Here is a 23,947-nt window from a genome sequence, read left to right on the forward strand (position 1 = left end):
AAATGGATTTTTCGGTGATTAGCGACAATCTGTCGTACTTCTTGATTGGCGCCTGGCCCAACGGCCCGCTGGGCGGCGCAGCCCTGACCTTGCTCTTGAGTGCACTGTCCGGGGTAATCTCGGCGGTGCTGGGGCTGGTGTTGGGTATTGCGCTAGTGATGATTCGCGGCAAAGTGCGCTGGCTGTTGCTCGGCGTATTGGGCTTTTTGCGAGCGATTCCAGTGGTGATGCTGATTTTCTGGAGTTACTTCCTGCTGCCCATCATGTTCAAGGTCGATGTACCGGCACTGGCCACGGTGGTATGCGCGCTGTCGCTGATCGGTGGCGCGTATCTGGCGCACTCGGTGTATGCCGGGATCAGCAGCCTGCCTCCCGGGCAATGGGCTGCGGGCAAGGCGCTAGGGCTCGGGAGCTGGCAAGTGCTGCGCCTGATCATCCTGCCGCAGGCTTTGCCAATGATGCTGCCGTCTTTTCTCAATCAATGGATCTCACTGATCAAGGACACCTCGCTGGCGTATGTGATCGGGGTTGGCGAGCTGTCGTTTGTCGCCACCCAGGTCAGCAATCGGGTGATGGTGCACCCGACCGAGATCTTCCTGTTTGTGGCACTGGTGTACTTCGTGTTTTGCAGCAGCCTGGACTTGATTGCCAATCGTTGGGTAAAACCCAAGACCGCACGCAAGTAAACCTGTAGCCGCTGCCGCAGGCTGCGATGGGCAGCGCAGCGGCCCCCACGCTATCAAGGTTACAAACGAAGGTCCTGCGGACCTTATCGCAGCCTGCGGCAGCGGCTACAGGTTTCAGGTTTCAGGTTTCAGGTTTCAAGCCAGGGTTTCAATCAGCGCCCACACCGGCACAAACCCCATGGGCAACCACACTGCCAGCCGTGACCGGTACGGCAACAGCATCAGTAACCCAAAACCACTCAATGAGAGCATGCCAAACCAGCCGACCGGCCCCATCGCCCAACCCCAGGCCTGCCCGCAAAACCAGAAGCTAAAACCCAGGCTCACCCAGCCTGCAACCCGCAGCAATCGGCTCAAGCGAACCGACGGGGGTTTGCCCCAGACCTGTTTGTAATGGCGTTCCAACCCCTGACACAGGGCAAGCATGCCGATGTAAGCGAACCCCAGTGCGGCAAAAAAATTAGCCAGCATGTCAATTCACCTCGGCCATAGCGGCAGTCTTTTTACGCGGCACCCGCTCAACCACCGGTTGCGATACTTTCCAGCAGGCCCACAGCAACAAGCCACCCAGGGCCATCGCGGTCAGCTCCAGGCCCATGCTGCTATGCAGTGCCCAAGGCCGATTAACCGTCAACACGCTGAGCAAGGGCAAGCCCAAACACATCAGCCCCGCCAGCCCTAGTTGCTCGCGCCAGGCCTGCATGCGCGGACGCAACAACGCATGGACCAGGCTCAAGGCCCAAACACCAAAGAACACGTTCAATTCAGCATCGGCACGTTCTGCCATCCCTGACGCCAGCAAGCGGTTGCCCCACAGCAGGCTGATGCAGGCCAGGCTCAGGCCAGCCATGACGGTGATGTTGAACGCTTCAACCACACGATAGAGGGCCTGCGCCACGCGGCTTTCGCTGGCGTATTTACGCCGCCGCTTGACCGTGAACAACACCAGCCCGCTGCCGATCATGGCGCTGCTGATCAGGCCGCAAACGAAGTACAGCCAGCGCATCGGATAGCCGCCAAACTGGGCAAAGTGCAGCCCCGAAATCACCCGGTGCGTCAACACCGTAGGACGCATTTCAGTCGGCCCGGATATTTGCTCGCCTGTGACCCCGTCGAAGCGCATGCCTCCACCTTTGATCAGAGCGATGCGATTGCCCAGGATCGGCCGGATCTGAATTTCGGCATTGCTCTGCCCTGGGTTGCTGATGCTCACTCCGCTCAATGGGCCCATCACCTCGCGGGCTTTGCTCAGCAACGGCCCAAGAGCCACCAGCGGCGCCGGTTCGACAGTCGCCCCGCGCTTGACCTCAAGCGCCGGTGGCGCCGAGTCCTGGGCCTTGAAAAAAGCCTCGCGATTGCCATCGAACAACGCATCCATTGCGGCGGGCATGTAGATCACCAAAAAAATCGCCAGCCCGCTGTAAGTGATCATCAGGTGAAACGGCAACAGCAGCACGGCACTGGCGTTGTGGGCGTCAAGCCATGAGCGCTGGCCCTTGGCAGGCCGGAAGGTGAAGAATTCCTTGAAGAACTTCTTGTGAATCACGATGCCGCTGACCAGTGCCGCGAGCATGCCCATGGCCAGTGCACCGACCAGATAGATGCCGATCATGCGTGGCATATGCAAGGTGAAGTGAAACAGGAAGAAAAACCGCCCACCGACCGTCTCGCGTACCGGTATCACTTCGCCGGTGTCGGGATCGAGTGTCACCGACACGCCGTCGCGGCGCCCGCCAGTAGAGGCCTGAAGCTGCGGCGAACGCTCGTAAGGCAGGCTGATCCCCCATTGCTTCGCGTCCGCCTTGTGCTCTCGCAGGTAGGCCAGTGCCCGCTGCGCGGCCTGCTCATCGGTGAGGTGGTGCGCAGGCAGTTCGGGGGTCATCCAGTTATCGATCTCTTGATCGAATACCGCCAGGCTGCCGGTCAAAAAAATCACGAACAGCAACCAGCCAACAATCAGGCCACCCCAGGTGTGTAGCCAGGCCATGGATTGGGTCAGGGTCTGTTTCATCCCAGTTGCTCCAGCAATTGCGGCCAAAAACCGATGGCGGCCAACGGTAGCGCAAGTACCGCGCCCATCCAGGCCGACCACTGGTGGCGGGCGGCAAACGCCCACAGGATGGCGAAGGTGTAGATCACAAACGACAGCAGACTGGCGACGATCATGGCATCTACATTGTCCAGCGGCAGCAGCCGCGCCAATGCAGCAGTAAAGGCATAGGTAAAAACGTAGCCACCGACCAATGCAGCCAGTGTGCGAGACACAATCGGCGCCCAGGCCGACGTTGCGAGTTTCATGTTTTTCAATTCCTCATCAAGCTCTGCGTTTTGCCTGCGCCAGATGCGACAACGGCGCGGCACCCGTTATTCACGAATGTCGCGCCTGTTAGTGCCTGCACCGCTAACGGTGATCAGGCCCGAGTTGTTATCAGAACGAGCTGGTCACCGAGGCGAAGTAGGCACGGCCCGCTTCGTTGTAGGTCTGCGCGCCCGCTTCGTCAGAGTTGCCCTTGCGGTACAGCTGCTTGTCGAACAGGTTGTTGATGCCCACCCGCACACTGAAGTTTTTATTGAACTCATAGCCACTGCTCAGGCCCACCAAACCATACGGGTCAACGGGCTGCTGCACCGATTTGTCGAGTGCTTCGTTGGCGCGATTATTACGCTTGGGCGCTTCCTGCTTGCCGTAGTAAGTACCGCTGACCTGGAACGACAGCTTCTCGGTGGCATACCAGTCGAGCATAGTGTTGAGGGTGTACTTGGGGATAATACTCAGCGGATCGCCAGTTTCCTTGTCCTTGCTTTCGATCATGTAGGTCAGGTTGGTGTTCCAGTCCAGATCGTCGCGCAAGCTGACAAATAGATTGCCCTCAACCCCTTGCACGATGGCCTTGCCGCTGTTTTCCCATTGCAGCACGCGACGCCCGTTGGGCAGGCGGAATGCCGATTCGTTGCTGGCATTGATCTTGTTCTGGTAGTCGTTGCGGAAATACGTGGCGCTGGTGCGCCATGTGCCTTTGTCGAATGCCAAGCCGATCTCTTTGTTGATGCTGATTTCCGGTTTCAGGTCCGGATTGCCCACCAGGTAGCAACCACCGATATTCACCTCTGCCGAACTGCAACCCGTGCCACGGCTGTACAGCAGGTAGTTGGGGTTGGACTGGTACAGGTTGGGGGTTTTGTAGGCCCGGGCAATACCGCCCTTGATGCTCAGCTCATCAGTGATCTGGTGCGAAGCGTTGAGGCTCGGGCTCCAGTTACCGCCAAACTCGCTGTGGTGATCGAAGCGCACGCCGGGGGTGACGATGGTCTTGGCGCCGACTTCGATATTGTCCTCGACGTAGAACGCATAGCTGTTGGCAGTGGATTTGGTTTGCGTACGGTCCGTACCGGGAATGCCCGGAGTGCCATCTGTGCCCGGATCCCAGCTTTGCACACGTAATGAGCCCGGGTCATTGAGCGACTCGTAGAGGTACTCGCCGCCCAGTGTCAGTACCTGAGCGGTGCCCATGTTCAACGGCAGGTTCACTTCGCCGGTGGCTCGGGTGTTGCGCAACCGCGATTCGAATCTGCCAGCACTTTCAGACGGCGCACCTTCGCCATAACCTGCCAGGCCTTCGTTGAGGCGTGCGTTGCGGGTCAGGTCGTGGGTTAGCGAAGCCATGGTGGAGCCCCAGTCGAACGAGCCATTGTGGGTCGCCGAAAAGCTGCTGCGCTGCAGCACGCTGGTTTCTTTGCCGGTCAGGCTGTTAACGAAATCACCACCGCTGTTGAGCATGGTGTCACCGGCAAAAATATTGCCCTGGCGGCTATAGCTGGCTTCCAGATCCAGGCTCTGCTCCGGGGTGAACTGCCAGCTGAGCAAGCCATTGACGTCCTTGTTGCGCACGCCTTCGCGGCCAGCCACTACACTGTCGGGGGACGCTTGGGCTGCGGTGTTGATGCCCGCATCATCGGCATCCGTCTTGTTTACACCGCCATATACACGAAACACCAGATCGTCCGTGATCGGCCCGCTGAGATTGAAGTTCGTGCGCTTGCTGACGCCTTCCGAGTCGTCTTCCGGCGACAGGTAATAGGCCGTCATCGAACCGCTAAGCTTGTCCGAAGGGCGCTTGGTGATGATATTGACCACCCCGCCCATTGCCCCTGAGCCATAACGTGCCGCTGCCGGGCCACGCAGGATCTCGATGCGTTCGACTTCTTCGGCCGGCACCCAGTTGGTTTCGCCACGGGTATCACGGTCGCCGCTCCAGCCATAACGTTGGGCGTTACGCGAAGAAGACGGTTTGCCGTCGATCAGGATCAAGGTGTTTTCCGGGCCCATGCCGCGCAGGTCGATCTGGCGGTTGTTACCGCGCGCGCCGCTGGAACTGTTGCCAGTGAGGTTGACCCCCGGCTCACGACGGATGATGTCGGAGAGATCATTGGCGGGCGGGCGTTTTTTGATGTCTTCGGCGGTGATGATCGACACACCCGGAGCCTGCTTCAGCTCTTGGGCTGCGGTGCCTAGTACGCGGGTTTCTTCAAGTTGCAGCGCCTGTCGGGTGCCATCCACCGGCAAATCGGCGGCCTCTACCGGTACTTCGTCACGCTCGCGTTCAAGTGCATCGGCGAGCAGGGTTGGCGAAGCCAGTGCGGCCATGAGAGCCAGTGAAAGATGACTGCGGTTGAATCGAGACGACATGTCCAGTTGATCCCTTAACAATGGAGTGTGCTCAGCAGGCCAAAGGCTGGAAATCGCTGACGCACGCCCCCAAAAGGGCACGTCGTGGTTTAGCTCTCCCCGGCACTGCCAGGGTTGTAATGATAAACACTCTCAATTGAGAGTAAAGCGCAATTGACATCGAACCTCATTCGCAAGTTCCCCAATCCCTTTGTTTTAGAGCCTTTTCCCACAGAAAAAAAATTTAAATCCATTGCTAAATGCTCTTCAAATTGAGAAAAACCCTGCCTAAATCAATCGTTCATCCTACTTTCTGAGCCTGCCCATGACTGACGAACTGCACATCACTGACCTGTTACACGGCGACGGCAAAGCCGTGGTCAAAGGCGCATTGATCACTACGCAATACACCGGCTGGCTCGAAGATGGCACTGTGTTCGACTCTTCGTTTCAACGTGGCAAGCCGTTCCAGTGCGTTATTGGCACCGGCCGGGTAATTAAAGGCTGGGATATTGGCCTCATGGGAATGAAGGTAGGCGGTAAACGTGCACTGCAGGTTCCCGCACACCTGGCCTATGGTGAAAGAAGCATGGGCGCGCATATCACTGCGAACTCTAACCTGCGGTTTGAGATCGAACTGCTGGAAGTGCTGACGCGCGACGATTGATTGCCTGCGCACCCACACTGCATTGTTTAAGGAGTTTGATCGGGTGAATCGATTTTTCAGGCGTTTATTACCGCTGATGCCGCTGGTTGTACTGGCGGGTTGCAGCAGCCAGGCCTCGCGCACACTGCCGGATATAACCCCCGATCAGGCCCGCTCACGCATCGTGCAACTGCTACCGGCCAAGACCTCGGATCGCCAGGGCTGGGCAACTGACATTTATGCAGCCTTTGCCGCACAAGGGCTGTCCCCCACCGATGAAAACCTGTGTTCGGTATTGGCCGTTACAGAGCAGGAGTCGACCTTTCAGGCCGATCCGCCGGTGCCGGGGCTGGCCACTATCGCCCGTACCGAAATCAACCGCCGCGCCGGCAAGCTGCATATCCCCGAATTTGTGGTGCGCAGCGCGCTGAATATCACCTCGCCCACCGGTAAAACCTACAACCAACGCCTCGATGCGGCCCGCACCGAAGGTCAGCTGAGCGCTATTTTTGACGACTTTATCGGCATGGTGCCACTGGGCAAAAGCCTGTTTGGCAGCTTGAATCCTGTTCACACCGGCGGCCCGATGCAGGTCAGTATTGCCTTTGCCGAGAAACAGGCGCGGGAATATCCCTACCCCGTTGCCCACTCGATCCGCCGGGAAGTCTTTACCCGACGCGGTGGCATGTATTTCGGCATCGCCCACCTGTTGGGCTACCCGGTCGACTACACACAATCGCTGTACCGTTTTGCCGACTTCAATGCCGGCTGGTACGCCAGTCGCAATGCCGCGTTTCAGAGCGCCGTAAGTCAGGCTTCAGGCATCCCGCTGGCACTGGATGGCGATCTGACCATCCCCGGGTCTTACAACCTCGGCTCGACTGAGCTGGCGGTGCGCGCCTTGGGCAAGCAATTGGGCTTGAGCAATAACGCTATCCGCCGCCAACTCGAAAAAGGCGACAGTCTGGACTTCAATAAAACCGATCTCTACCAGGGCGTCTTTGCCCTCGCCGATCGCCAACAAGGCAAACCCCTGCCCCGCGCCGTACTGCCGGGGATCACCCTGCAAAGCCCGAAAATCACCCGCAACCTGACCACCGCCTGGTTTGCCAAGCGGGTAGATGAACGTCGTCAGCAGTGCATGAACCGGGCGAAGACACTGCCAAGGCGCTGAACATATTCAGATACGAACTGTTTTCTTGAAATAATTCATATCGGGTGTAGGCTGAGGGCATAAACACCTTGGAGGCAGTCATGCATCTAGTTGCCCACGACCCCCAGCCCGATATCACCAGCGGCGATGCCGGTCGCGTTGCCCTGACCTTTTTCTTCAGCCTGATGGAACATTGGGGGTGCACCAAGGAGCAACAGTGCACACTGCTCGGCTCCATCGGCAACACCACCTACTTCAAGTACAAAAAGCTGCCGAACGTGCGTTTGCCTCATGACACTCTGGAGCGCATCTCATACCTGATGGGCATGCACAAGGCGTTGCGCATTCTGTTCAGTAATCAGCCTGAGCGTGCCTATGAATGGGTGCACAAAGCCAACACCGCCGCGCCTTTTAATGGCCAGAGTGCCTTGAGCTATATGCTTGCGGGCCAGGTGGTCGACCTGGCGGATGTGCGCCGTTATCTGGATGGAGTACGCGGCTGATGCCAGATGCAGTGCTGCCTGGCTGGAACAAGGCTTATCGCATCATCAACAGCGCTTTCCCGCCCATCTCAGTATTTGAAGACACCCTGGACCCGGCCGATCTGGAGATTGCCTTTGTCCTCGAAAGCTTGACCAATGATCGCCTGCGAGACCAGGCCGGGGTGCTGAACAGGGTCAGGCCAGAAGACCGCCTGTGCGGCGAAGGCTCAACACCGGTGATGGCCGCCTTTACCCATATTGGCCGAGCCAGTCGCTTTACCGATGGCAGCTACGGTGTGTATTACTGCGCCAGCAGCGTCGAGGCGGCGATTGCTGAAACCTGTTTTCATCAGGAGCAATTCTGGCGGGCCACCCGCGAACCCAGTATTGAAATCACCATGCGTACCTATATCAACCGTGTGGTGCAGCCGATGATAGACGTGCGTGGCGACCCCGGCTTGCATCAGCCGGCACCTGCCAGCTATGGCCTGTCCCAGGCCTTCGCCCGGCCATTGCGCGAAGAGGGTGTTTGGGGGCTGCTGTACAACAGCGTGCGCCTGAGCGGCCACGAATGTGTCGCAGCGTTCCGCCCACCAGCGCTTTCGCTACCCGTGCAGGGCCAGCATTTTCGGTATGTGTGGGATGAAAGGACGCAGGCGATTGCCTGGGTGTTGCAGGTCAGTGAAGTACCCAGATGAGGTCAGGGCGACATGACTGTCGCCGCCCTGCCCCGACTCAAGTGTTACAAGCCATCGCTCGGCTTGAGCGTACGCTCGGCAACCGCGTCAGCGCTCTTTTCCTGCCAGACCGGCCAGTATTCAGCGCGTTTTTTCTCAATGCTGGCTTTAACACGCTCGTACCAGGCCAGTGATTTCGGCGAGTTGGTCACCAGATCGGTATCTTCAACCCAGCCTTTGAAGTTCTTGGACTTCAGGCTGTGAGCCGCCTCAGGGTCATTGCTGATAGGCCACAGTGAAAAACGTGCTTTCCACAAGCCCATACGCGGCGTCACCAGCGCGTAGTAGGTTTTGCCTGCAACAAGATCGGCTTCCATAAAGTCCGCCGCTTCTGACACCACCATAAAGGTATGTTTGCCTGGCGTGGTCGGGTAGGCGATTTTCGTGCCGTTGGCCATTACGCCAATAAATTGGGTCTTGCCATCGGTCACGTCATAGAGCGAAGAGACAATCGCTTTGCCGGTATAGGCATCGCGCATAAACACCACTTGTGCCTTGTCCGGCGCAGCTGCAGGTATCGTCTGGTCCGCGACCGGGTCCATCGGGTTGCTTGCGCAACCGGCCAACAGCAAGGTACCCAACAGGGTAAAGATATAAAACGCGCGCATCTACAGCTCCTTTCAATTACAACGTCCTGACCCGACACCTGCCGGGCCCCCGGCATTATCGACTTATCTTGCCCTGGCCTTAAACCAGATCATTGATCGCGACACCTCTCAGAGGGTGTATTGCTTGAACAGTTCCTCCTTGATGATCAATAACGCATCTTCGTAGTAGCGCTCGCCCCGGGCTTCGCTCAGCAACACCGAGCGCACACTGCCTTCGCCCTCTGCGGGGGTGTGTTCGCAGGTCAGGTAAAACTCGGCGGTTTCGGGTTTGAACTCCAGGTAATAAAACAACTCGCGACCTTCGCGGTGCCAGTAGCCAATTTCTCTGCGCATGGATCTGCCTTTTGTGAGGATTCTGAACGCGTCGGTCAAGCTGTTGGAGCTGGCTTGCCAGTGATGCTATCGCCGGCAAGCCGGCTCCCACAAGGTGGGTGTATTGCCGTAATCCGCTCCAGCGCCACTTTCAAAACCTGGGCACTGGCAGCCGCCGTCAGGCTGATGCGCACCGCATCGGTCGCCGTGGACTTCACCGCAAATACATCCGCAGGCACTACATCAACCCCGGCTGCACGGCAGGTCTCCGCACCCTCAGCCACTGTTACCCAGATATGCGGCGAAGGCGTGTCTGTCTGATACATCGACGGACCAAGGATCTTTTTTGCCAGACGCCAGCGCCGGGCAACTTCCTGCGTTTGCCACTGCACTCGCGCGTGCGCCGTGCCATCGCTGATCCATTGGCAAGCGATGGCCATGCACAGCGGCGAAACACCCCAGTGCGCCGACTGTGCATAGGGATCGATACGCGCCAACAGTTGTGGGCTCGCGGCGATCCAGCCCAGGCGTACACCCGCCGCAACGGTCTTGGACAGGCTGGTCACCAACACCCCGAATTCGGGTAAAAACAGGTGCAGCGGCGGGCTGTCAGTCAGCGCGCCGTACACATCATCTTCGATCACATGCACGCCGTGACGCCGGGCAATCTGGGCAATCGCCTGTTTGCGCTCAACGCTCATCACCGCCGAGGTCGGGTTCTGCAGAGTTGGCGTCAGTACCGCAGTCCGTGCCCCCGTGGCGCGGATCATCCGATCGAAGTCTTCCGGCACAATGCCCTGGCGATCCATCGCAACCCCATGCATGGGTAAACGCAACTGAGCGCAGGCAGCCTTTATTCCCGGCGCGGTAAAGGCTTCGACCAGCACCGGCTCACCTGCCTGACACAACGACAGCAGTACGGTGAACAGCCCCTGCTGAGCACCGGTGCACAGCATGATGTTGTCCACATTCAGTTTCAGCCCTCGTCCGTTGAGCCAGGCCGCGCCCTGTACCCGTGCCAGCAATAAATCCGCTGCACTCAGGTAGCCCTGCAAACGGATCGCCTGGCGACTGTCGAGCAACCAGGACAAGGCCTGTGCATCTTGCTCGCCAATCTTGTCGATGGCCGGCACATTGGTTCTCAGGTCAATGCGGGCCGTGTGCTCATCGGCGTGTTGCAGCCGAAACAGGGTCGCTTCCTGACTGCCCGCCAGCACATAAGTGCCACGCCCGACCTCACCCGACACCAGGTGCCGGCGCGCCGCCTCGCGATAGGCCTGCATGGTGGTGCTGGGGTTCCAGCCCAGCGCCCAGGCCAGTCGCCGCTGTGGCGGCAAGCGTGCGCCGGGTTGCAACTCGCCGTTGGCGATGGCCTGGGTGATGGCATCGACCAACGCCAGATAGCGCGGCTGCTCGGTGTCGCTAAGCGTTGGTATCCACATTTATTGTCGGCCATGCAATATAAGGGTCGGCCCATACAATGCGTTGTGCCTAGAATCGAGTCAAATCCCTCGATGACGGTGCGCCATGTTTGACTTGAATGCCCTTCGCCTTGCAGCACAAACCGTACACCAGACCCTGGCGCCCACACCGCAACTGGCCTGGCCCTTGCTGGCTGAGCGTATGGGTTGCACGGTGTGGGTCAAGCATGAAAACCACACCCCCACCGGTGCATTCAAAGTACGTGGCGGCTTGTTATATGTGCAGGGTTTGTTGGCTCGGGAGCCACATATCAAAGGCCTGGTCACCGCCACCCGTGGCAATCATGGGCAAAGCCTGGCGCTCGCGGCCCGGAGCTTGGGTCTGTCGATCCGTATCGTGGTACCTGAAGGCAACTCGCTGGAAAAAAACGCCGCCATGCGGGCACTGGGGGCGACGGTCATTGAGTGCGGCAAGGACTTCGACGAAGCGCGGGCCGAAGCCGCAGCACTGGCGCAAACCCGTCAGTTGCATCTGGTGCCTGCCTTCCATCCGGACCTGATTCGCGGGGTCGCCACGTATGCTCTGGAGTTGCTGGAAGCCGTGGAAGAACTGGATACGGTGTATGTACCCATCGGCATGGGTTCGGGAATTTGCGGATTGATCCAGACCCGTGATCTGCTGGGTCTAAAGACCGAGATTGTCGGCGTCGTATCCAGCCAGGCCGATGCCTTTGCGCAAAGTGTCGAACAGGGCCGCCTGGTTTGCACGGACTCCGCCAATACCTTCGCTGACGGGCTGGCCTGTCGTCAGCCGCTGCCTGAGGCGCTGGAGATAATTGCCAAGGGCGCGGCTCGGGTTATCCGGGTAACCGATCAGGAGATCGCCCACGCCATTCGGGTCTACCATGAAACCACCCACAACACCGCCGAAGGTGCGGGTGCCGCCGCGCTGGCCGGGTTGATCAGCGAACAATCGCGCCAGCAAGGCCGTCGGATTGCGCTCATTTTAAGCGGGGCCAATATTGACCGTCAGCTGTATGCCAGGATTTTGGCCGAAGACTGCGCCCCATCAGCCAAGTCATAAAAGAACAAGGAGTCTGTATGCAGTGCCAGATTCGCCGCGCCATCGAGAGCGACGCACAAGCCATCAGCAAAGTGGTGATAGCCGCCTTGCACGAATCCAATGCGCGGGACTATCCGCCCGAGGTGATCGCCCAGGTCGAAGAGAACTTCTGCCCGGCCTCGATCCTGAGGCTGATGAAGCAGCGCCAGATGTACGTGGCCGTGGTCGAACAGCATGTGGTCGGCACCGCAAGCCTGGATCAGGCGGTGGTGCGCAGCGTTTTCGTCAGCCCGCGCCATCAGGGTCGGGGCATCGGCCAGCAATTGATGGCGCGCCTCAAGGAAGCCGCTGTTTCGGCCCAGCTCGAAGAGCTGCGGGTGCCCTCCTCGCTGACGGCGCAATCGTTCTATGCGCAATTGGGTTTTCACAAAGTCCGCGATGAATTTCACGGAGCCGAGCGCACCGTGATCATGGCACTGAGTCTGGACGCCTGAATCCTGGCGCGGCTATGCTGAGTTCCATGACTCCTTCTGTGGCGATCCGCTCACCCTGCCCGCCCGGCGCCTGCATCTGCGAGCGGGAACGGCTGTTGGCGACACCCGGTACTGACCTGCGCATTTTCAACCTCACGCGTCAGGCCGAAAAGGTACTGCTGGAGCGCCTGGAAAATATTCAAAGCCTCAGCGATCTGGAACACATGCAGCGCCGCATGCATGAGCAATTGGGCATCGAAGTGCTGATTGACCCGGGCATCACTGAAGTTCGCACCATGCGCGGCATAACCATCCGCCTTGCCGAGCAACCGGGGCTGTGCCGAAAAACCCGTCAGACCATCCCGGCTGCCATCCGCCGGGCCTTGGAGAAACGCCCTGAAATCGCCTACAAATTGCTGGATGGCCACGACTTGTTGCGCGACACCTGAATCCGCTCTAACAAGGGCTTTAGCCCTAAAAAGGTCATATTTTGCTGCATATCAATAAATTCTCTTGCCATAACCCGAAGCGCTGTCCTATAAGCGCGTCTTTTAAATTATTAGAGTCTTATCAATGAGTGCCGGATTCACCGAGGACGACATGCGCAGAGCGCTCGGCCTTGATCTGCCTGCTGCCCCTGTTCAACCTGAAATTGAACCTGCTCCAGCTAAAATCACGCCAGCCCCCAAGCCTGCTCCCAAGAAAGCTCCCGCACCTGACAAGGCATCGTCACCTGTCGCGAAAAAACGCAGTGGGCCGATCCTTCGCGTCACCATGCGGGTGACCAAGGTATTTGACGGCGATGAAACCCGGTTTGTGCATGACTCCAAAGATCTGAGCCGATTCAACGCAGAGCAAGAAGCCAAAAAAGCCCTGGCCAAGGCCGGGTTCAAATATTTTGAGCTTGAGTCTATCGTTTCAGTGGACTGACTTCGCACTGCCGCCCCATCCAAGGAGCCCGAACATGCAATCGCAACCCCTGAACGCCAGCGACTTTGAAGCGATCGAAAACACGCTACTCAAATACGGCGACGATCACTCTGTCCTCAACCCTTCAGAACTTGACGGCTATTTCACTGCTCTGGTTTCGAGCCCGACGCGGGTAGATATTGCCGACTGGTTCCCGGCAATCTGGGGCGGTCAGAACCCGGCCTGGCAAACCCCTGATGAGGCCAAGCAGTTCATCGAGTTGAGCGTGCGCCACATCAACACCCTCGCCCGGCAACTGGCCGAAGACAGCGACGCATTCGTGCCGCGTTTCGAACAGACCGAGCATTTGGGCCAGCAGGTGACGCTGGCTGAAGAGTGGTGCTTTGGGTACACCCGCGCGGTAGCCATCTGCAACTGGCCAGCACTGCCCGTACCGCAAGCATTGCTTCTGCAAGCAATTGCAGACTGCGCCGAGCAGGACAACTTTGAAGTGCCCGAAGATCTGGACGTGGCAGCTCATCAGCAAAGCGTTGCAGCCATTGCACCGGCGGCGCGTGCACTGCATGACTTCTGGTCGAGCCAGCGCTAACCATTACCTATTCAACCCATGTAGCCGTTGCCGAGCAACGAGGGCTGCGAGCTTTTGATCTTTAAAAGCACGCAGCCTTCGTTCCTCAACAGCGGCTACAGAGATTTGACTCCCATGACCACCCTCACCCATTTCGATACCCCGGTCAGCGAGCCGATCAACAGCCAGATCATGCAGCTCGTCGTCGACCATCTCACCGACATCAGTGCGATGGAGATTGCGCCGAGCAATCTGCTCTACAGCATTTATCAGTATGCCATTGGCTTTGAAGTGCACCTGTACCTGCAAGCCCTCGGCGGGGCCAAGGGGATTGCGGTTGAGCTGATCGTTGCAACTGACGCGCAAGACCCGCAAAAAGTGACCGGCTTCGCCCTCTACTTGCCGGTAAAGGACGATCCGCAAGCCTGCGGCATCGCCTATATGGCAGAGCTGGCCAGCCATCGCCACCTGGGTGTGATCCGGGCAATGGTGCAGGAAGTGGTGCGCCGCTACCCCCATACCGAACTGACGTGCTCCGTGGCTAAAGTCGCGGCGTTTGAAGCCATGGGCCTGCAAGTGATCGGCACACGCGGCCCGCAAGTACTGATGAACACCCGTGACCACAGCACCGATGGCCTGATGGGCATTCTCGATGTTGCGCCGATCTATAACTCCACTGAAGTGCGGCAGATCCATACCTACCTGCTGCAACGCAACGGCAAGAAGGCCATGCTCGACGCCGAGAAAAAACGCGACCGCCAGATCGATCAACTGACGGCCAAGGCCAAAGCCTTTGTGGCGCAGGTAAAAGACTAAAAAGCTGAAATAACGCATCATGGGCACACTCCGCTTAGAGGGAACCTATATGCGTGTTCACTTTACCCTGGCCCATCTCGGCGCCTTGACCCTGGGACTGGCGCTCAGCTCTTGCGCTCTGGCCAGCGAAGAGTCGCAACTGATTGAGTCAATCAACGCCTACCGCAGCCAAATTCAGCTGTGCGCGGGCCAGGCTTCGCAAGAGTTGCCGCCACTGTCGGCGGACACCCGGTTGGTGCTGCCAGCCAGCAGTTTCGGTGACTTGCAGGAAGCCCTGGGCCGGGCCGCCTACCCGATGGTCAACGTGCAGGCGATCAACCTGTCGGGGCCGCGTGATGCTCAGGCCGCCATGAAAGCCGTGCAGGAAAGCTTCTGTCGCGTGGTGCTGGACCCGCAATTCATCGACATCGGCGTCAGCCATGACCAGCGCGACTGGCGCATCGTGCTGGCCCGTCCGCTGCTTGCGGCTCGCTTGGGCGACTGGCAGGCCGAGGGCCAGAAAGTCCTTGAACTGCTCAACAGCGCCCGCACCCAACCTCGCCAATGCGGCACCCGGACCTTTGCCCCCACCACACCGCTGGCATGGAATACCACACTGGCAACCGCCGCCGAAATCCATTCGCGAGATATGGCCAATAACAACTATTTCGATCACAAGGGCCGCGATGGCAGTACCCCTGGAGATCGCGTTGAGTTGGCGGGCTATAACGCGCAACAGGTCGGCGAAAATATCGCGGCCGGGCAAGACACCACACGCAAACTGGTCGATGGCTGGCTGGCCAGTCCTGGCCATTGCGCCAACGTGATGAACCCTGAGTTTCGCGAGTTGGGCGCAGCCTATGCGGTAGACCCTAAAAGTGACGCGGGGATTTACTGGACGGCCCTGTTCGGGACGCAGTGAGGGGTTACGCGAGGGATATACGAGGGAGATAATGCGAGAAAAATAGCCCCACCCAACCAGCGTTGAGTGGGGCTATTTTTTTACAGCGCCATGTCAGCCGCTGGGTTGCTTGGCGCAGGCTTGGCCGGCGCAGCAGCAGGAGTTGCAGTGTGTGTTGCAGCCGGGATCGCCGGTGGCGGAGTCAATTGCAGGACTTCAGCAGTGTAGGCCCACTCTTGTGCAACGCGATCAGGATCACCGTTGAGCTTGGTGCCATAGCTCGGCACGATCTGGTGCAGCTTGGCTTGCCACTCAGGGGTCGCAACCTTGTCCTTGAACACGGTTTCGAGCACGGTCAGCATGATTGGCGCAGCAGTAGATGCACCAGGGGATGCGCCCAGCAGACCGGCGATGCTGCCATCTTTGGCGCTGACGATCTCGGTACCGAGTTTCAGCACGCCGCCTTTCTCTTCGTCACGCTTGATGATCTGCACACGCTGACCGGCCTGCCACAGGCGCCAGTCTTCAGACTTGGCGTTCGGGAAGTACTCTTTCAGTGCGTTGAAGCGATCTTCGTCCGACAGCATCAGTTGACCGGCCAGGTATTCAACCAGTGGGTACTGTTCGATACCGACTTTGGTCATTGGCCAGATGTTGTGGGTCGTGGTGCTGGTCAGCAGGTCGAAGTACGAGCCTTCTTTCAGAAACTTGGTGGAGAAGGTCGCGAACGGGCCAAACAGAATAACGCGCTTGCCATCCAGCACGCGGGTGTCCAGGTGCGGAACCGACATCGGTGGTGCGCCAACCGAAGCCTTGCCGTAGGCCTTGGCCAAGTGCTGCTGGGCGATAGTCGGGTTATCGGTTACCAGGAACGAGCCGCCAACCGGGAAGCCAGCGTATTCCTTGGCTTCCGGAATGCCGGACTTCTGCAGCAGATGCAATGCACCGCCGCCTGCGCCGATAAACACGAACTTGGCGTCGGTTTCGGTTTTGGTGCCGTCTTTCAGGTTTTTGTAGACCACACGCCATGAACCATCTTCATTGCGCTTGATGTCTTCAACTTCGCTCGACAGTTTCAGCGAGAAGTTAGGTTTGGTCTGCAGGTAGGTCGCGAACTGGCGCGTGATTTCGCCGAAGTTCACGTCAGTACCGATCGGAGACCAGGTCGCCGCGACTTTCTGGTTCGGGTCACGCCCTTCCATCATCAGCGGAACCCACTTCTTGATCTGCACCGGGTCTTCGGAGTACTGCATGCCTGCGAACAGAGGGCTGGCCTGCAGGGCTTCGTAGCGCTTCTTCAAGAACTTGATGTTGTCATCGCCCCACACAAAGCTCATGTGCGGAGTGGAGTTGATGAACGAACGCGGGTCTTTCAGAACGCCGTTCTTGACCTGCCACGACCAGAACTGGCGCGACACCTGGAAAGCTTCATTGATCTCAATGGCCTTCGGGATTTCAACGTTGCCGTTCTTGTCTTCCGGCGTGTAGTTCAACTCGGCCAGAGCCGAGTGGCCCGTACCGGCGTTGTTCCAGCCGTTGGAGCTTTCCAGGGCAACGCCATCGAGACGTTCAATCATCTCCATGGACATACCAGGTTCCAGCTCATTGAGCCAGACACCCAGGGTAGCGCTCATGATGCCGCCGCCAATCAGCAGCACATCGACGTGTTTAGGCTCGGCAGCGTGCACGGAGGTAATCCCCATGGTCAGCGCCAGGCCCAGAAGCCCCTTGTTCACTTTTTTAAACATGTTGTAGTACCTAAGATAAAACGCCATCTTCCCGGCACGCAGAGCATGAAGTCCCTCGACTCACCACAGGCTTGTCGCCTGCAATCGAGCCAACCCTCAAACCTTGAACGGGCAGATATATAAGGCCTGTGCACGTTACAGACCTCACTTTATGTACCTTGGGCGCTGATCTCTTGTTGGTTTTGGCTTCAGCTGCTTGGGTAACATTTTTGGTACAGCAGATGCGACTCCCTTGATGCCCAGCCAGCTCGCAGCTCCTTCCGGGGAACTTGCGCGGACACGACGATCCAGGGCGGCCAGCCGACTAACCGCGACATTCTACCTCAGGTGGCACTTTGGGCGAAGCAGCAGGCGTCCCGAGGTCAGGTATAATCACGCTTTTGCCCCGCCTATCAACAGGATTCACCCATGTCTTTAAGCAAGCGCACCCAGGCGCAGATTGAACGTCGCCTGATCACTACCCTGACCGAAGCCTGTGAAACGGCCAAAACGCAGATCCCGGGGTTTCTCTGGTTGACGCACATGGTCGACTACGAGGCCTTCCCGGCCAGCCTGAAGGTGGTGTGGATCTTCGACACGCAGGCCAGCAAGGATTTCGCCCTGGCTGATGGCGAGGCCCGCTTTATGGGTGAGCTGACAGCCCAGGCATTTGCTGAGGCACAGGTGAAGGTGCGTAATGCATCGGCCCACGTGTACTTCGACTCCGAAGAAGAGTGCCAGCGCAGCTGTGGCGGCAACTGGCCAAAACGTCTGGCCCAGAAGCAATCGGGGCGCAGCTGAGCCGTGGCAAAAGACATTGAAAACCCGTGCATTGCGGTTTGCCAGTTAAGTGGCGACTTGTGCGTGAGTTGCGGGCGCACCAAAGAGGACATCCGCAAGTGGCGGAGCATGAAGCGCCCGGAAAAAATGGCCGCCGTGCAGCGCGCCAGTGCACGACTCAAGAGTCTGCGTAAAAAGAACGGCTAAGCCCTTACGCCAGATACTTGCCAAACCACCTCAAGGTGCGGTCCCAGGCCAACGTCGCCGCTGCTTCATCGTAGCGAGGCGTTGAATCGTTATGAAAGCCGTGGTTTACCCCTGGGTAGATATGCGCTTCATATACCTTGCCATTGGCCTTCAGCGCCTGTTCAAAGGCCGGCCAGCCCTCATTGATCCGCGTATCCAGCCCGGCGTAGTGCAACATCAGCGGCGCCCGAATCCGGCTGACCTCGTCAGCACCGGGCTGACGTCCGTAAAACGACACCGCAGCCCCCAGCTCCGGGTAAGCCACAGCTGCCGCATTGGCCACTCCGCCACCGTAGCAAAAGCCGGTAATGCCAACTTTGCCGGTGCTTGCGTCGTGTTGCATCAACCATTCCACGGCCGCGAAAAAGTCATTCATCAGTTTTGTCGGATCGACCTTTTGTTGCAATGCCAGGCCTTGCTCATCATTGCCGGGATAACCGCCCACAGACGTCAGGCCATCGGGCGCCAAGGCAATAAACCCCGCCTTGCCCAGCCGCCGGGCGACATCTTCGATATACGGGTTAAGCCCACGATTTTCATGCACCACCACCACAGCCGGCAACTTGGCTGCCGCCTTGGCGGGACGCACCAGATAACCGCGCACCTGACCGTTGCCCTTGGGCGAGGGATACATGACGTACTCGGCAACGATGTCCGGATCTGTGAAAGAGACTTGCTCGGCGAGTGCGTAATCGGGGCTTAGTGCTGTCAGCACCGAAAGCGCCGTACCACCCAGCGTGAACAGGGCGGCGCGATCAAGAAACTCGCGGCGATTGATCTTGCCGTGGGCATAGTAGTCGTAAAGTTCAAGCAGCTCAGGGGCAAAATCTTTCGCTGTAAGACGAGTCATCAGTGCATTTCCTTTGGCCGGTTGCGTTTAACCATAGAGCAATTTGTAGCTAAATGCGTCTCATAACTTTTACCTCACGCCGTGGGATACCATGCACGTCATGCCTGAAACCTGTCAGGCCAGAACTGTTAACTGAAGGGGTATCAAACGGTGAGAATTGCACTTGTGCTGCTGTTGAGCGCGTGTTCCATGCTGGCCCAGGCGGCGAATATCGGCGAACGCCTGACACCCTGGACCCTGCAGGATCAACACGACCAGCCTTACACCTTGGACGAAAAAACCCAGGTCCTGCTGGTGGCGCGCAACATGGACGGCTCCAAACTGCTCAAGGCTGCACTGGAAAACCAGGCCAAAGGCTATCTGGAAGCACGCAACGTGGTTTTTTTGGCCGACGTGCAGCGCATGCCTTCTCTGATCGGCAAGTTCATTGCGATCCCGGCCATGCGTGACTACAACTACCGCGTGGTACTCGACCGCGACGGCAAAGTGGCCGCCAACTACCCGGGCGCAGAAGACAAGGTACTGTGGCTGCAACTGGACAATGGCACGCTGGTTTCACAGCAGGAATTTGCCACGGCTGACGCATTGCGCGCAGCGCTGGAGAAACTGCCGGCTCAATAACCTCTTGGGCTCAGTGATCACGTCACTGAGCCCCTCCCCGCCTCATTCTTGCGCGCTGTGTACCACCACCAGCAATTGCGCTTGCTGCTCGCCCACCGAACGAATGCGATGCGGCTTTTGCGCATTGAAGTGCAATGCATCGCCACGATTGAGCAGCACGCGCTCAGTCATGAAATCCACTTCGACCTGCCCTTCGTGCACAAACAAGAACTCTTCGCCCATGTGCTCCTTGAAGGCCTTGTCGATGAACTCGGCCGGCGGGTAGATCATGAACGGCAGCATGCTGCGCTCCCCCACCTGACGGGCCAGCACGGCATAACCCAGACTCTGGTCATTGGCCGCCAACGATTGACGCTCATCGCTGCGAACCAGGCTGTAGCTATCGAGTTGTGCGTTGTCTTCGCTGAACAATTCTTCGACCTTCACGTTCAGCGCTTTGGCCAGCTTGAGAGCCGCCGCAATCGACGGCGTATTCAACCCGCGCTCGACTTTTGACAGATAACTCTTGGTCATCCCGGATTTTTCAGCCAAAGCCTCTAGGCTCATTCCGAGTTTTTTTCTTAATAATTTCAATCGGATAGACATAAAGAACAGCTAACTCACAAAAAAGGAAACGACGCACACTTGCCAATGACACAAAGTGTCATATAGGATCTTTCGTGTCATTTGCATTCGCCCACGCCCTCCCCGGAAATGAGTGAACCGCGTACTCGACGCTTATTGAACGCATCAGAGGACACCAAATATGGGCAAGACACTAACACTCCCCAAGGACCTGTTGGTCAAGCAAGCGCTGAATCAGATGCAGCAGACCCTGGCGGATAATACGTGGACCGACCGGCAAAAGCTGGCACTTACCTGCCGAATTTTGTTCGAGAACGGTCACGACTCCGGCCTTGCCGGGCAAATCACTGCCCGCGGCCCGCACCCCGGCACCTACTACACCCAGCAATTGGGCCTGGGTTTCGATGAAATCAGTGCGGGTAATTTGCTGCTGGTCAATGAAGATCTGGAAGTGCTTGAAGGCCACGGCATGCCCAATCCGGCCAACCGCTTTCACAGCTGGGTGTACCGGGCCCGCCCTGACGTGAACTGCATCATTCATACCCATCCGACCCACGTCAGCGCGCTGTCGATGCTGGAAGTTCCACTGCAGATTTCGCACATGGACCTGTGCCCGCTGTATGACGACTGCGCGTTCCTCGAAGGCTGGCCGGGCGTACCAGTGGGTAATGAGGAAGGCGAGCTGATTGCCGGTGCGCTGGGTAACAAACGGGCGGTGCTGCTTTCCCATCACGGCCAATTGTCGACCGGCGCCAGCATTGAAGAAGCCTGCGTGATCGCGCAACTGATAGAGCGGGCTGCCAGGTTGCAGTTACTGGCCATGGCTGCAGGTGAAATCAAGCCGATCCAGCCCGAACTGGGCCGCGAAGCCCATGACTGGATTGCCAGACCCAAGCGTCACACTGCCGCATTCAATTACTACGCACGACAAAACCTTCGTCGTCATGCCGACTGCCTGAACTGACCTCACTTTCGCCCAAGGACATTGATATGTTGACCCCAGATATCCACGGCATCATCGGCTACACCATCACCCCTTTTTCCACTGACGGCGAACAACTGGACCTGGATACCCTTGGGCACTCCATCGACCGCCTGATCGACAGCGGCATACATGCCATCGCGCCATTGGGCAGCACGGGCGAAGGCGCCTATCTGAGTGACTACGAATGGGACCAGGTGTGCGAGTTCAGCACCCAGCACGTGGCCAAACGCATCCCGACCATCGTCAGCGTTTCAGATCTGACCACGGCAAAAGCCATCCGCCGTGCGCGCTTTGCCCAGGATCGGGGCGCCGATGCGGTCATGGTGTTGCCCACGTCCTACTGGAAGCTCAGCGAAGCTGAAATCCTGGCCCATTACCAGGCTATCGGCAGCAGCATCGATTTGCCGATCATGGTTTATAACAACCCGGCCACCAGCGGCACCGACATGTCGCCAGAGCTGATCCTGCGAATTTTCAATGCCGTGGAAAACGTCACCATGGTCAAGGAGAGCACCGGCGATATCCAGCGCATGCACCGCCTGCAACAGCTGAGTGAAGGCCAGGTGCCGTTTTTCAATGGCTGCAATCCGATGGCACTGGAAGCCTTTGCCGCAGGCGCCAAGGGCTGGTGTACCGCTGCCCCTAACTTGATTGCAACGCTTAACCTGGAGTTGTATGCCGCCATTTTGGCCAATGATCTGGAGCGGGCCCGGGTGCTGTTCTATCGCCAGTTGCCGCTGCTGGATTTCATCCTCAAGGGTGGCTTGCCAGCAACCATCAAGGCCGGTTTGCGCAGCATCGGGCTGGATGTCGGCAACCCGCGCTTGCCGGTTTCACCGTTGAGTGACGCCGCCAGCAGACAGTTGCGAGCCATGATCGACGCGTAACCGCTGAGAAGCGGAGCGAGGCTGCAATCGTAAGACCGCTTGAAACACTTGACTGCTGCGCAGTCGATTGCAACCTCGTTCCTACACCAGCCACTACCGTTTGTTTATTGACGGCAAGCCGTATGCCGCCAGATCAAAGTCGGCCAGCTGGCGAATGATCTGATCGGCATGGTGGTACTTACTGTCGGCCATAGCTTCGTCAGGTACGGCAATGGCGGTCATATTTGCAGCTTTTGCGGCAGTCACACCAAAGGGCGAATCCTCGAATACCAGGCACTCCTGCGGCGCCACCCCCAGACGCCGCGCTGCCGTCAGGAAGATATCCGGCGCGGGTTTAGCGGCACCGACTTCAGGGTCGTCAGCGGTGACGATGGTGTCGAACAGGTCAAACCACTCGCCGTGCAAGGTGGTCTTATGGGCAAAGGAATGCAACGACGAACTGGTGCCCACGGCAATCGGGATGTTGTGTGCCTTCAAATGCCGCACCAGCGCTTCGGCGCCCGGCATGCCTGCGGCCTTGGGGAAACGCTCACTCAGCAGCGGCTCACGAACGATCAGAAACTCTTGCGCGGTGATCGGCAAATCCAGGGCTTTAACCAGAAACTCGGCAAGGTCCAAAGCGCCACGGCCAATGATGTGTTGCTTGATACTCCAGTCATATACGCGGCCATAACGCTCGGCGATGATCTTCGTGACTTCGGTGTAAATGCCTTCTGTATCCAGCAACAACCCATCCATATCAAAAATCACGGCCTTGATCGGGCCGACAGCAACACGCGGTGCACTCATCTCAACAGATCCGTTGGCAGGAAGGATTCAGCACAATAACGGCCCGGCATGCATGAATGCCAGCCACATCAGCACTGCATTCGCAAAATCGCCTTCCACGCGAGGGTGATCAATATCCGTGATCACGGGATCACCATATACGATTGGCGCGTATGCCCGGTAGGGGTTGAAAGTGGGGTTATTGCCCCACTCATAAATCCAAAACAAGGAGGCACGCATGCCCCAATCCCTGCCAACCCTGTGCGGTTCAATCATGGGCTCGCCATTTTCCCTCTCCGCAAAAATCCATAACGCGGCCTACGCCGCCCTGGACCTGGATTACACCTTTGTATGTTTTGGCGTCGAAGACCCAGGAGCAGCCGTGGCGGCCATCAGGGCGCTGGGCGTACGCGGCATGAACGTGTCCATGCCCTACAAGACGGCAGTGATGGAACATCTGGATGCGATCGACGAATCCGCCCTGGTGATTGGTGCGGTCAACACCATCAATAATATTGACGGCGTGCTGACCGGCTACAACACCGACTACCTGGGTGCGGTGCGCGCCCTGCAGGAAATCACTGAACTGAACAACCAACGGATTGCCGTGATCGGTGCTGGTGGCGCGGCTCGAGCCGTGGTCTACGGCTGCCTGCAAGCGGCTGCCCGGGTCACGGTATTCAACCGCAGCAGCGAACGAGGCAAGGCGCTGACCGCGGATCTGGGCGCGCAATGGGGCGGTAGCATTGAGGCATTCTCGGCCCGGGATTTTGACATCGTAATCAACGCCACCTCCGTGGGTTTCAAGCAACCCGACAGCAACCCGCTGGACGGCCTGCTGGCCAGCCACTTGATTGTCATGGATGTGGCGTTCATGCCGGCACACACCGCCCTGCTGCTGCAAGCCGCCGCACTAGGCTGCCGCACCGTTTCAGGCACACGCATGCTGGTGCATCAGGCATGTCGGCAAATCGAGTTGTACACCGGCAAGGACGCGCCCATCGACATCATGGAGCAAGCCATGCTCCAGGAAATCCAGAGGCTGAAATTGTAAGTAACCCTGCTGCCTATCAATAAC

The 23,947-nt window shown here is 58.3% G+C and carries 30 protein-coding genes; 18 read left to right on the forward strand and 12 right to left on the reverse strand.

Annotation, left to right across the window (positions count from 1 at the left end):
* The first annotated feature begins 2 nt into the window (after positions 1 to 2).
* Positions 3 to 686: an amino acid ABC transporter permease gene (locus tag U5A05_RS14575; protein ID WP_321833596.1), complete on the forward strand. Its 684-nt coding sequence runs from the start codon at positions 3 to 5 to the stop codon at positions 684 to 686.
* A gap of 135 nt (positions 687 to 821) precedes the next feature.
* Here U5A05_RS14575 and U5A05_RS14580 read toward each other — a convergent pair whose 3' ends face one another.
* The 4 genes from U5A05_RS14580 to U5A05_RS14595 form a co-directional block, all read right to left on the reverse strand.
* A complete protein-coding gene (locus U5A05_RS14580) occupies positions 822 to 1,157 on the reverse strand; it encodes a DUF3325 domain-containing protein (protein WP_261738617.1) in 336 nt (111 codons plus the stop codon).
* Position 1,158: 1 nt separating this feature from the next.
* Complete coding sequence (locus U5A05_RS14585; RefSeq protein WP_321833597.1) at positions 1,159 to 2,697, reverse strand: PepSY-associated TM helix domain-containing protein; 1,539 nt, start codon at positions 2,695 to 2,697, stop codon at positions 1,159 to 1,161.
* On the reverse strand, positions 2,694 to 2,984 hold the full coding sequence (locus U5A05_RS14590) for an iron transporter (RefSeq protein ID WP_261738619.1): 291 nt from the start codon (positions 2,982 to 2,984) through the stop codon (positions 2,694 to 2,696). The genes U5A05_RS14585 and U5A05_RS14590 overlap by 4 nt, the downstream gene beginning before the upstream one ends.
* A 130-nt stretch (positions 2,985 to 3,114) precedes the next feature.
* The gene (locus tag U5A05_RS14595; protein WP_321833598.1) at positions 3,115 to 5,373 is read right to left on the reverse strand and encodes a FepA family TonB-dependent siderophore receptor; all 2,259 of its coding nucleotides are present in this window, start codon (positions 5,371 to 5,373) and stop codon (positions 3,115 to 3,117) included.
* A gap of 304 nt (positions 5,374 to 5,677) precedes the next feature.
* On the opposite strand from U5A05_RS14595, the gene U5A05_RS14600 reads away from it, so the two are divergent.
* From U5A05_RS14600 to U5A05_RS14615, 4 genes are all read left to right on the forward strand, one after another.
* Positions 5,678 to 6,019 (forward strand): FKBP-type peptidyl-prolyl cis-trans isomerase, encoded by a 342-nt coding sequence (locus tag U5A05_RS14600; protein WP_261738621.1) that lies wholly within the window; start codon positions 5,678 to 5,680, stop codon positions 6,017 to 6,019.
* A gap of 76 nt (positions 6,020 to 6,095) precedes the next feature.
* A complete protein-coding gene (locus U5A05_RS14605) occupies positions 6,096 to 7,172 on the forward strand; it encodes a DUF1615 domain-containing protein (protein WP_321836519.1) in 1,077 nt (358 codons plus the stop codon).
* A gap of 80 nt (positions 7,173 to 7,252) precedes the next feature.
* Positions 7,253 to 7,654 carry an MbcA/ParS/Xre antitoxin family protein gene (locus U5A05_RS14610; protein WP_261738622.1) on the forward strand — a complete coding sequence of 134 codons (402 nt, stop codon included), beginning with the start codon at positions 7,253 to 7,255 and terminating at the stop codon, positions 7,652 to 7,654.
* Positions 7,654 to 8,331: an RES family NAD+ phosphorylase gene (locus U5A05_RS14615; protein WP_321833601.1), complete on the forward strand. Its 678-nt coding sequence runs from the start codon at positions 7,654 to 7,656 to the stop codon at positions 8,329 to 8,331. The genes U5A05_RS14610 and U5A05_RS14615 overlap by 1 nt, the downstream gene beginning before the upstream one ends.
* 44 nt (positions 8,332 to 8,375) lie before the next feature.
* On the opposite strand, the gene U5A05_RS14620 is transcribed toward U5A05_RS14615, so the two are convergent.
* The 3 genes from U5A05_RS14620 to U5A05_RS14630 form a co-directional block, all read right to left on the reverse strand.
* Positions 8,376 to 8,978, reverse strand: coding sequence for a hypothetical protein (locus U5A05_RS14620; RefSeq protein ID WP_261738624.1), 603 nt, complete (start codon positions 8,976 to 8,978; stop codon positions 8,376 to 8,378).
* Positions 8,979 to 9,086: 108 nt separating this feature from the next.
* Positions 9,087 to 9,311, reverse strand: coding sequence for a hypothetical protein (locus U5A05_RS14625; protein WP_095000442.1), 225 nt, complete (start codon positions 9,309 to 9,311; stop codon positions 9,087 to 9,089).
* A gap of 35 nt (positions 9,312 to 9,346) precedes the next feature.
* Positions 9,347 to 10,732 (reverse strand): aminotransferase-like domain-containing protein, encoded by a 1,386-nt coding sequence (locus U5A05_RS14630; protein ID WP_321833603.1) that lies wholly within the window; start codon positions 10,730 to 10,732, stop codon positions 9,347 to 9,349.
* An 85-nt stretch (positions 10,733 to 10,817) separates the two neighbouring features.
* On the opposite strand from U5A05_RS14630, the gene U5A05_RS14635 reads away from it, so the two are divergent.
* The 7 genes from U5A05_RS14635 to U5A05_RS14665 all read left to right on the forward strand — a co-directional run bounded on the left by U5A05_RS14635 (position 10,818) and on the right by U5A05_RS14665 (position 15,462).
* Entirely contained in the window at positions 10,818 to 11,795 is a 978-nt protein-coding gene (locus U5A05_RS14635) for a threonine dehydratase (RefSeq protein WP_321833604.1), read from the forward strand.
* Between the two features lie 17 nt (positions 11,796 to 11,812).
* Positions 11,813 to 12,268, forward strand: coding sequence for a GNAT family N-acetyltransferase (locus U5A05_RS14640; RefSeq protein ID WP_321833605.1), 456 nt, complete (start codon positions 11,813 to 11,815; stop codon positions 12,266 to 12,268).
* Between the two features lie 26 nt (positions 12,269 to 12,294).
* Positions 12,295 to 12,696, forward strand: coding sequence for a hypothetical protein (locus tag U5A05_RS14645; RefSeq protein ID WP_321833607.1), 402 nt, complete (start codon positions 12,295 to 12,297; stop codon positions 12,694 to 12,696).
* Positions 12,697 to 12,820: 124 nt separating this feature from the next.
* A complete protein-coding gene (locus U5A05_RS14650; RefSeq protein ID WP_261738629.1) occupies positions 12,821 to 13,177 on the forward strand; it encodes a hypothetical protein in 357 nt (118 codons plus the stop codon).
* A gap of 34 nt (positions 13,178 to 13,211) precedes the next feature.
* Positions 13,212 to 13,766, forward strand: a complete 555-nt coding sequence (locus U5A05_RS14655) for a UPF0149 family protein (RefSeq protein ID WP_321833609.1) — start codon at positions 13,212 to 13,214, stop codon at positions 13,764 to 13,766.
* A 114-nt stretch (positions 13,767 to 13,880) separates the two neighbouring features.
* Positions 13,881 to 14,561 carry a GNAT family N-acetyltransferase gene (locus U5A05_RS14660; protein WP_261738631.1) on the forward strand — a complete coding sequence of 227 codons (681 nt, stop codon included), beginning with the start codon at positions 13,881 to 13,883 and terminating at the stop codon, positions 14,559 to 14,561.
* Positions 14,562 to 14,610: 49 nt separating this feature from the next.
* Complete coding sequence (locus U5A05_RS14665; RefSeq protein ID WP_261738632.1) at positions 14,611 to 15,462, forward strand: CAP domain-containing protein; 852 nt, start codon at positions 14,611 to 14,613, stop codon at positions 15,460 to 15,462.
* A gap of 80 nt (positions 15,463 to 15,542) precedes the next feature.
* On the opposite strand, the gene mqo is transcribed toward U5A05_RS14665, so the two are convergent.
* Positions 15,543 to 17,189 carry a malate dehydrogenase (quinone) gene (gene mqo, locus U5A05_RS14670; protein ID WP_261738633.1) on the reverse strand — a complete coding sequence of 549 codons (1,647 nt, stop codon included), beginning with the start codon at positions 17,187 to 17,189 and terminating at the stop codon, positions 15,543 to 15,545.
* A gap of 408 nt (positions 17,190 to 17,597) precedes the next feature.
* Between mqo and U5A05_RS14675 the strand changes: the two genes are divergently transcribed.
* Complete coding sequence (locus tag U5A05_RS14675; RefSeq protein WP_261738634.1) at positions 17,598 to 17,969, forward strand: hypothetical protein; 372 nt, start codon at positions 17,598 to 17,600, stop codon at positions 17,967 to 17,969.
* 3 nt (positions 17,970 to 17,972) lie between these two features.
* On the forward strand, positions 17,973 to 18,155 hold the full coding sequence (locus U5A05_RS14680) for a DUF1289 domain-containing protein (RefSeq protein ID WP_261738635.1): 183 nt from the start codon (positions 17,973 to 17,975) through the stop codon (positions 18,153 to 18,155).
* A gap of 4 nt (positions 18,156 to 18,159) precedes the next feature.
* Here U5A05_RS14680 and yghX read toward each other — a convergent pair whose 3' ends face one another.
* Positions 18,160 to 19,044, reverse strand: a complete 885-nt coding sequence (gene yghX / locus U5A05_RS14685) for a YghX family hydrolase (protein ID WP_321833613.1) — start codon at positions 19,042 to 19,044, stop codon at positions 18,160 to 18,162.
* Between the two features lie 150 nt (positions 19,045 to 19,194).
* Here yghX and U5A05_RS14690 point away from each other — a divergent pair, with 150 nt between their 5' ends.
* Entirely contained in the window at positions 19,195 to 19,665 is a 471-nt protein-coding gene (locus U5A05_RS14690) for an FAD/FMN-containing dehydrogenase (RefSeq protein ID WP_261738637.1), read from the forward strand.
* A gap of 42 nt (positions 19,666 to 19,707) precedes the next feature.
* On the opposite strand, the gene U5A05_RS14695 is transcribed toward U5A05_RS14690, so the two are convergent.
* Positions 19,708 to 20,250: a helix-turn-helix domain-containing protein gene (locus U5A05_RS14695; RefSeq protein ID WP_261738638.1), complete on the reverse strand. Its 543-nt coding sequence runs from the start codon at positions 20,248 to 20,250 to the stop codon at positions 19,708 to 19,710.
* A 160-nt stretch (positions 20,251 to 20,410) separates the two neighbouring features.
* On the opposite strand from U5A05_RS14695, the gene U5A05_RS14700 reads away from it, so the two are divergent.
* Positions 20,411 to 21,193 carry an aldolase gene (locus U5A05_RS14700; RefSeq protein ID WP_261738639.1) on the forward strand — a complete coding sequence of 261 codons (783 nt, stop codon included), beginning with the start codon at positions 20,411 to 20,413 and terminating at the stop codon, positions 21,191 to 21,193.
* 26 nt (positions 21,194 to 21,219) lie between these two features.
* Complete coding sequence (locus U5A05_RS14705; protein WP_321833620.1) at positions 21,220 to 22,101, forward strand: dihydrodipicolinate synthase family protein; 882 nt, start codon at positions 21,220 to 21,222, stop codon at positions 22,099 to 22,101.
* 93 nt (positions 22,102 to 22,194) lie between these two features.
* Here U5A05_RS14705 and U5A05_RS14710 read toward each other — a convergent pair whose 3' ends face one another.
* Together U5A05_RS14710 and U5A05_RS14715 are read right to left on the reverse strand one after the other, a co-directional pair.
* Entirely contained in the window at positions 22,195 to 22,890 is a 696-nt protein-coding gene (locus U5A05_RS14710; protein ID WP_261738641.1) for an HAD-IA family hydrolase, read from the reverse strand.
* Between the two features lie 27 nt (positions 22,891 to 22,917).
* The gene (locus tag U5A05_RS14715; RefSeq protein WP_261738642.1) at positions 22,918 to 23,109 is read right to left on the reverse strand and encodes a hypothetical protein; all 192 of its coding nucleotides are present in this window, start codon (positions 23,107 to 23,109) and stop codon (positions 22,918 to 22,920) included.
* Between U5A05_RS14715 and aroE the strand changes: the two genes are divergently transcribed.
* Positions 23,108 to 23,923, forward strand: a complete 816-nt coding sequence (aroE, locus tag U5A05_RS14720; protein WP_321833624.1) for a shikimate dehydrogenase — start codon at positions 23,108 to 23,110, stop codon at positions 23,921 to 23,923. The two genes, U5A05_RS14715 and aroE, sit on opposite strands and share 2 nt — an antisense overlap.
* Positions 23,924 to 23,947: the final 24 nt, after the last annotated feature.

The organism is Pseudomonas kulmbachensis, assembly GCF_963681935.1.
GTDB lineage: Bacteria > Pseudomonadota > Gammaproteobacteria > Pseudomonadales > Pseudomonadaceae > Aquipseudomonas > Aquipseudomonas kulmbachensis.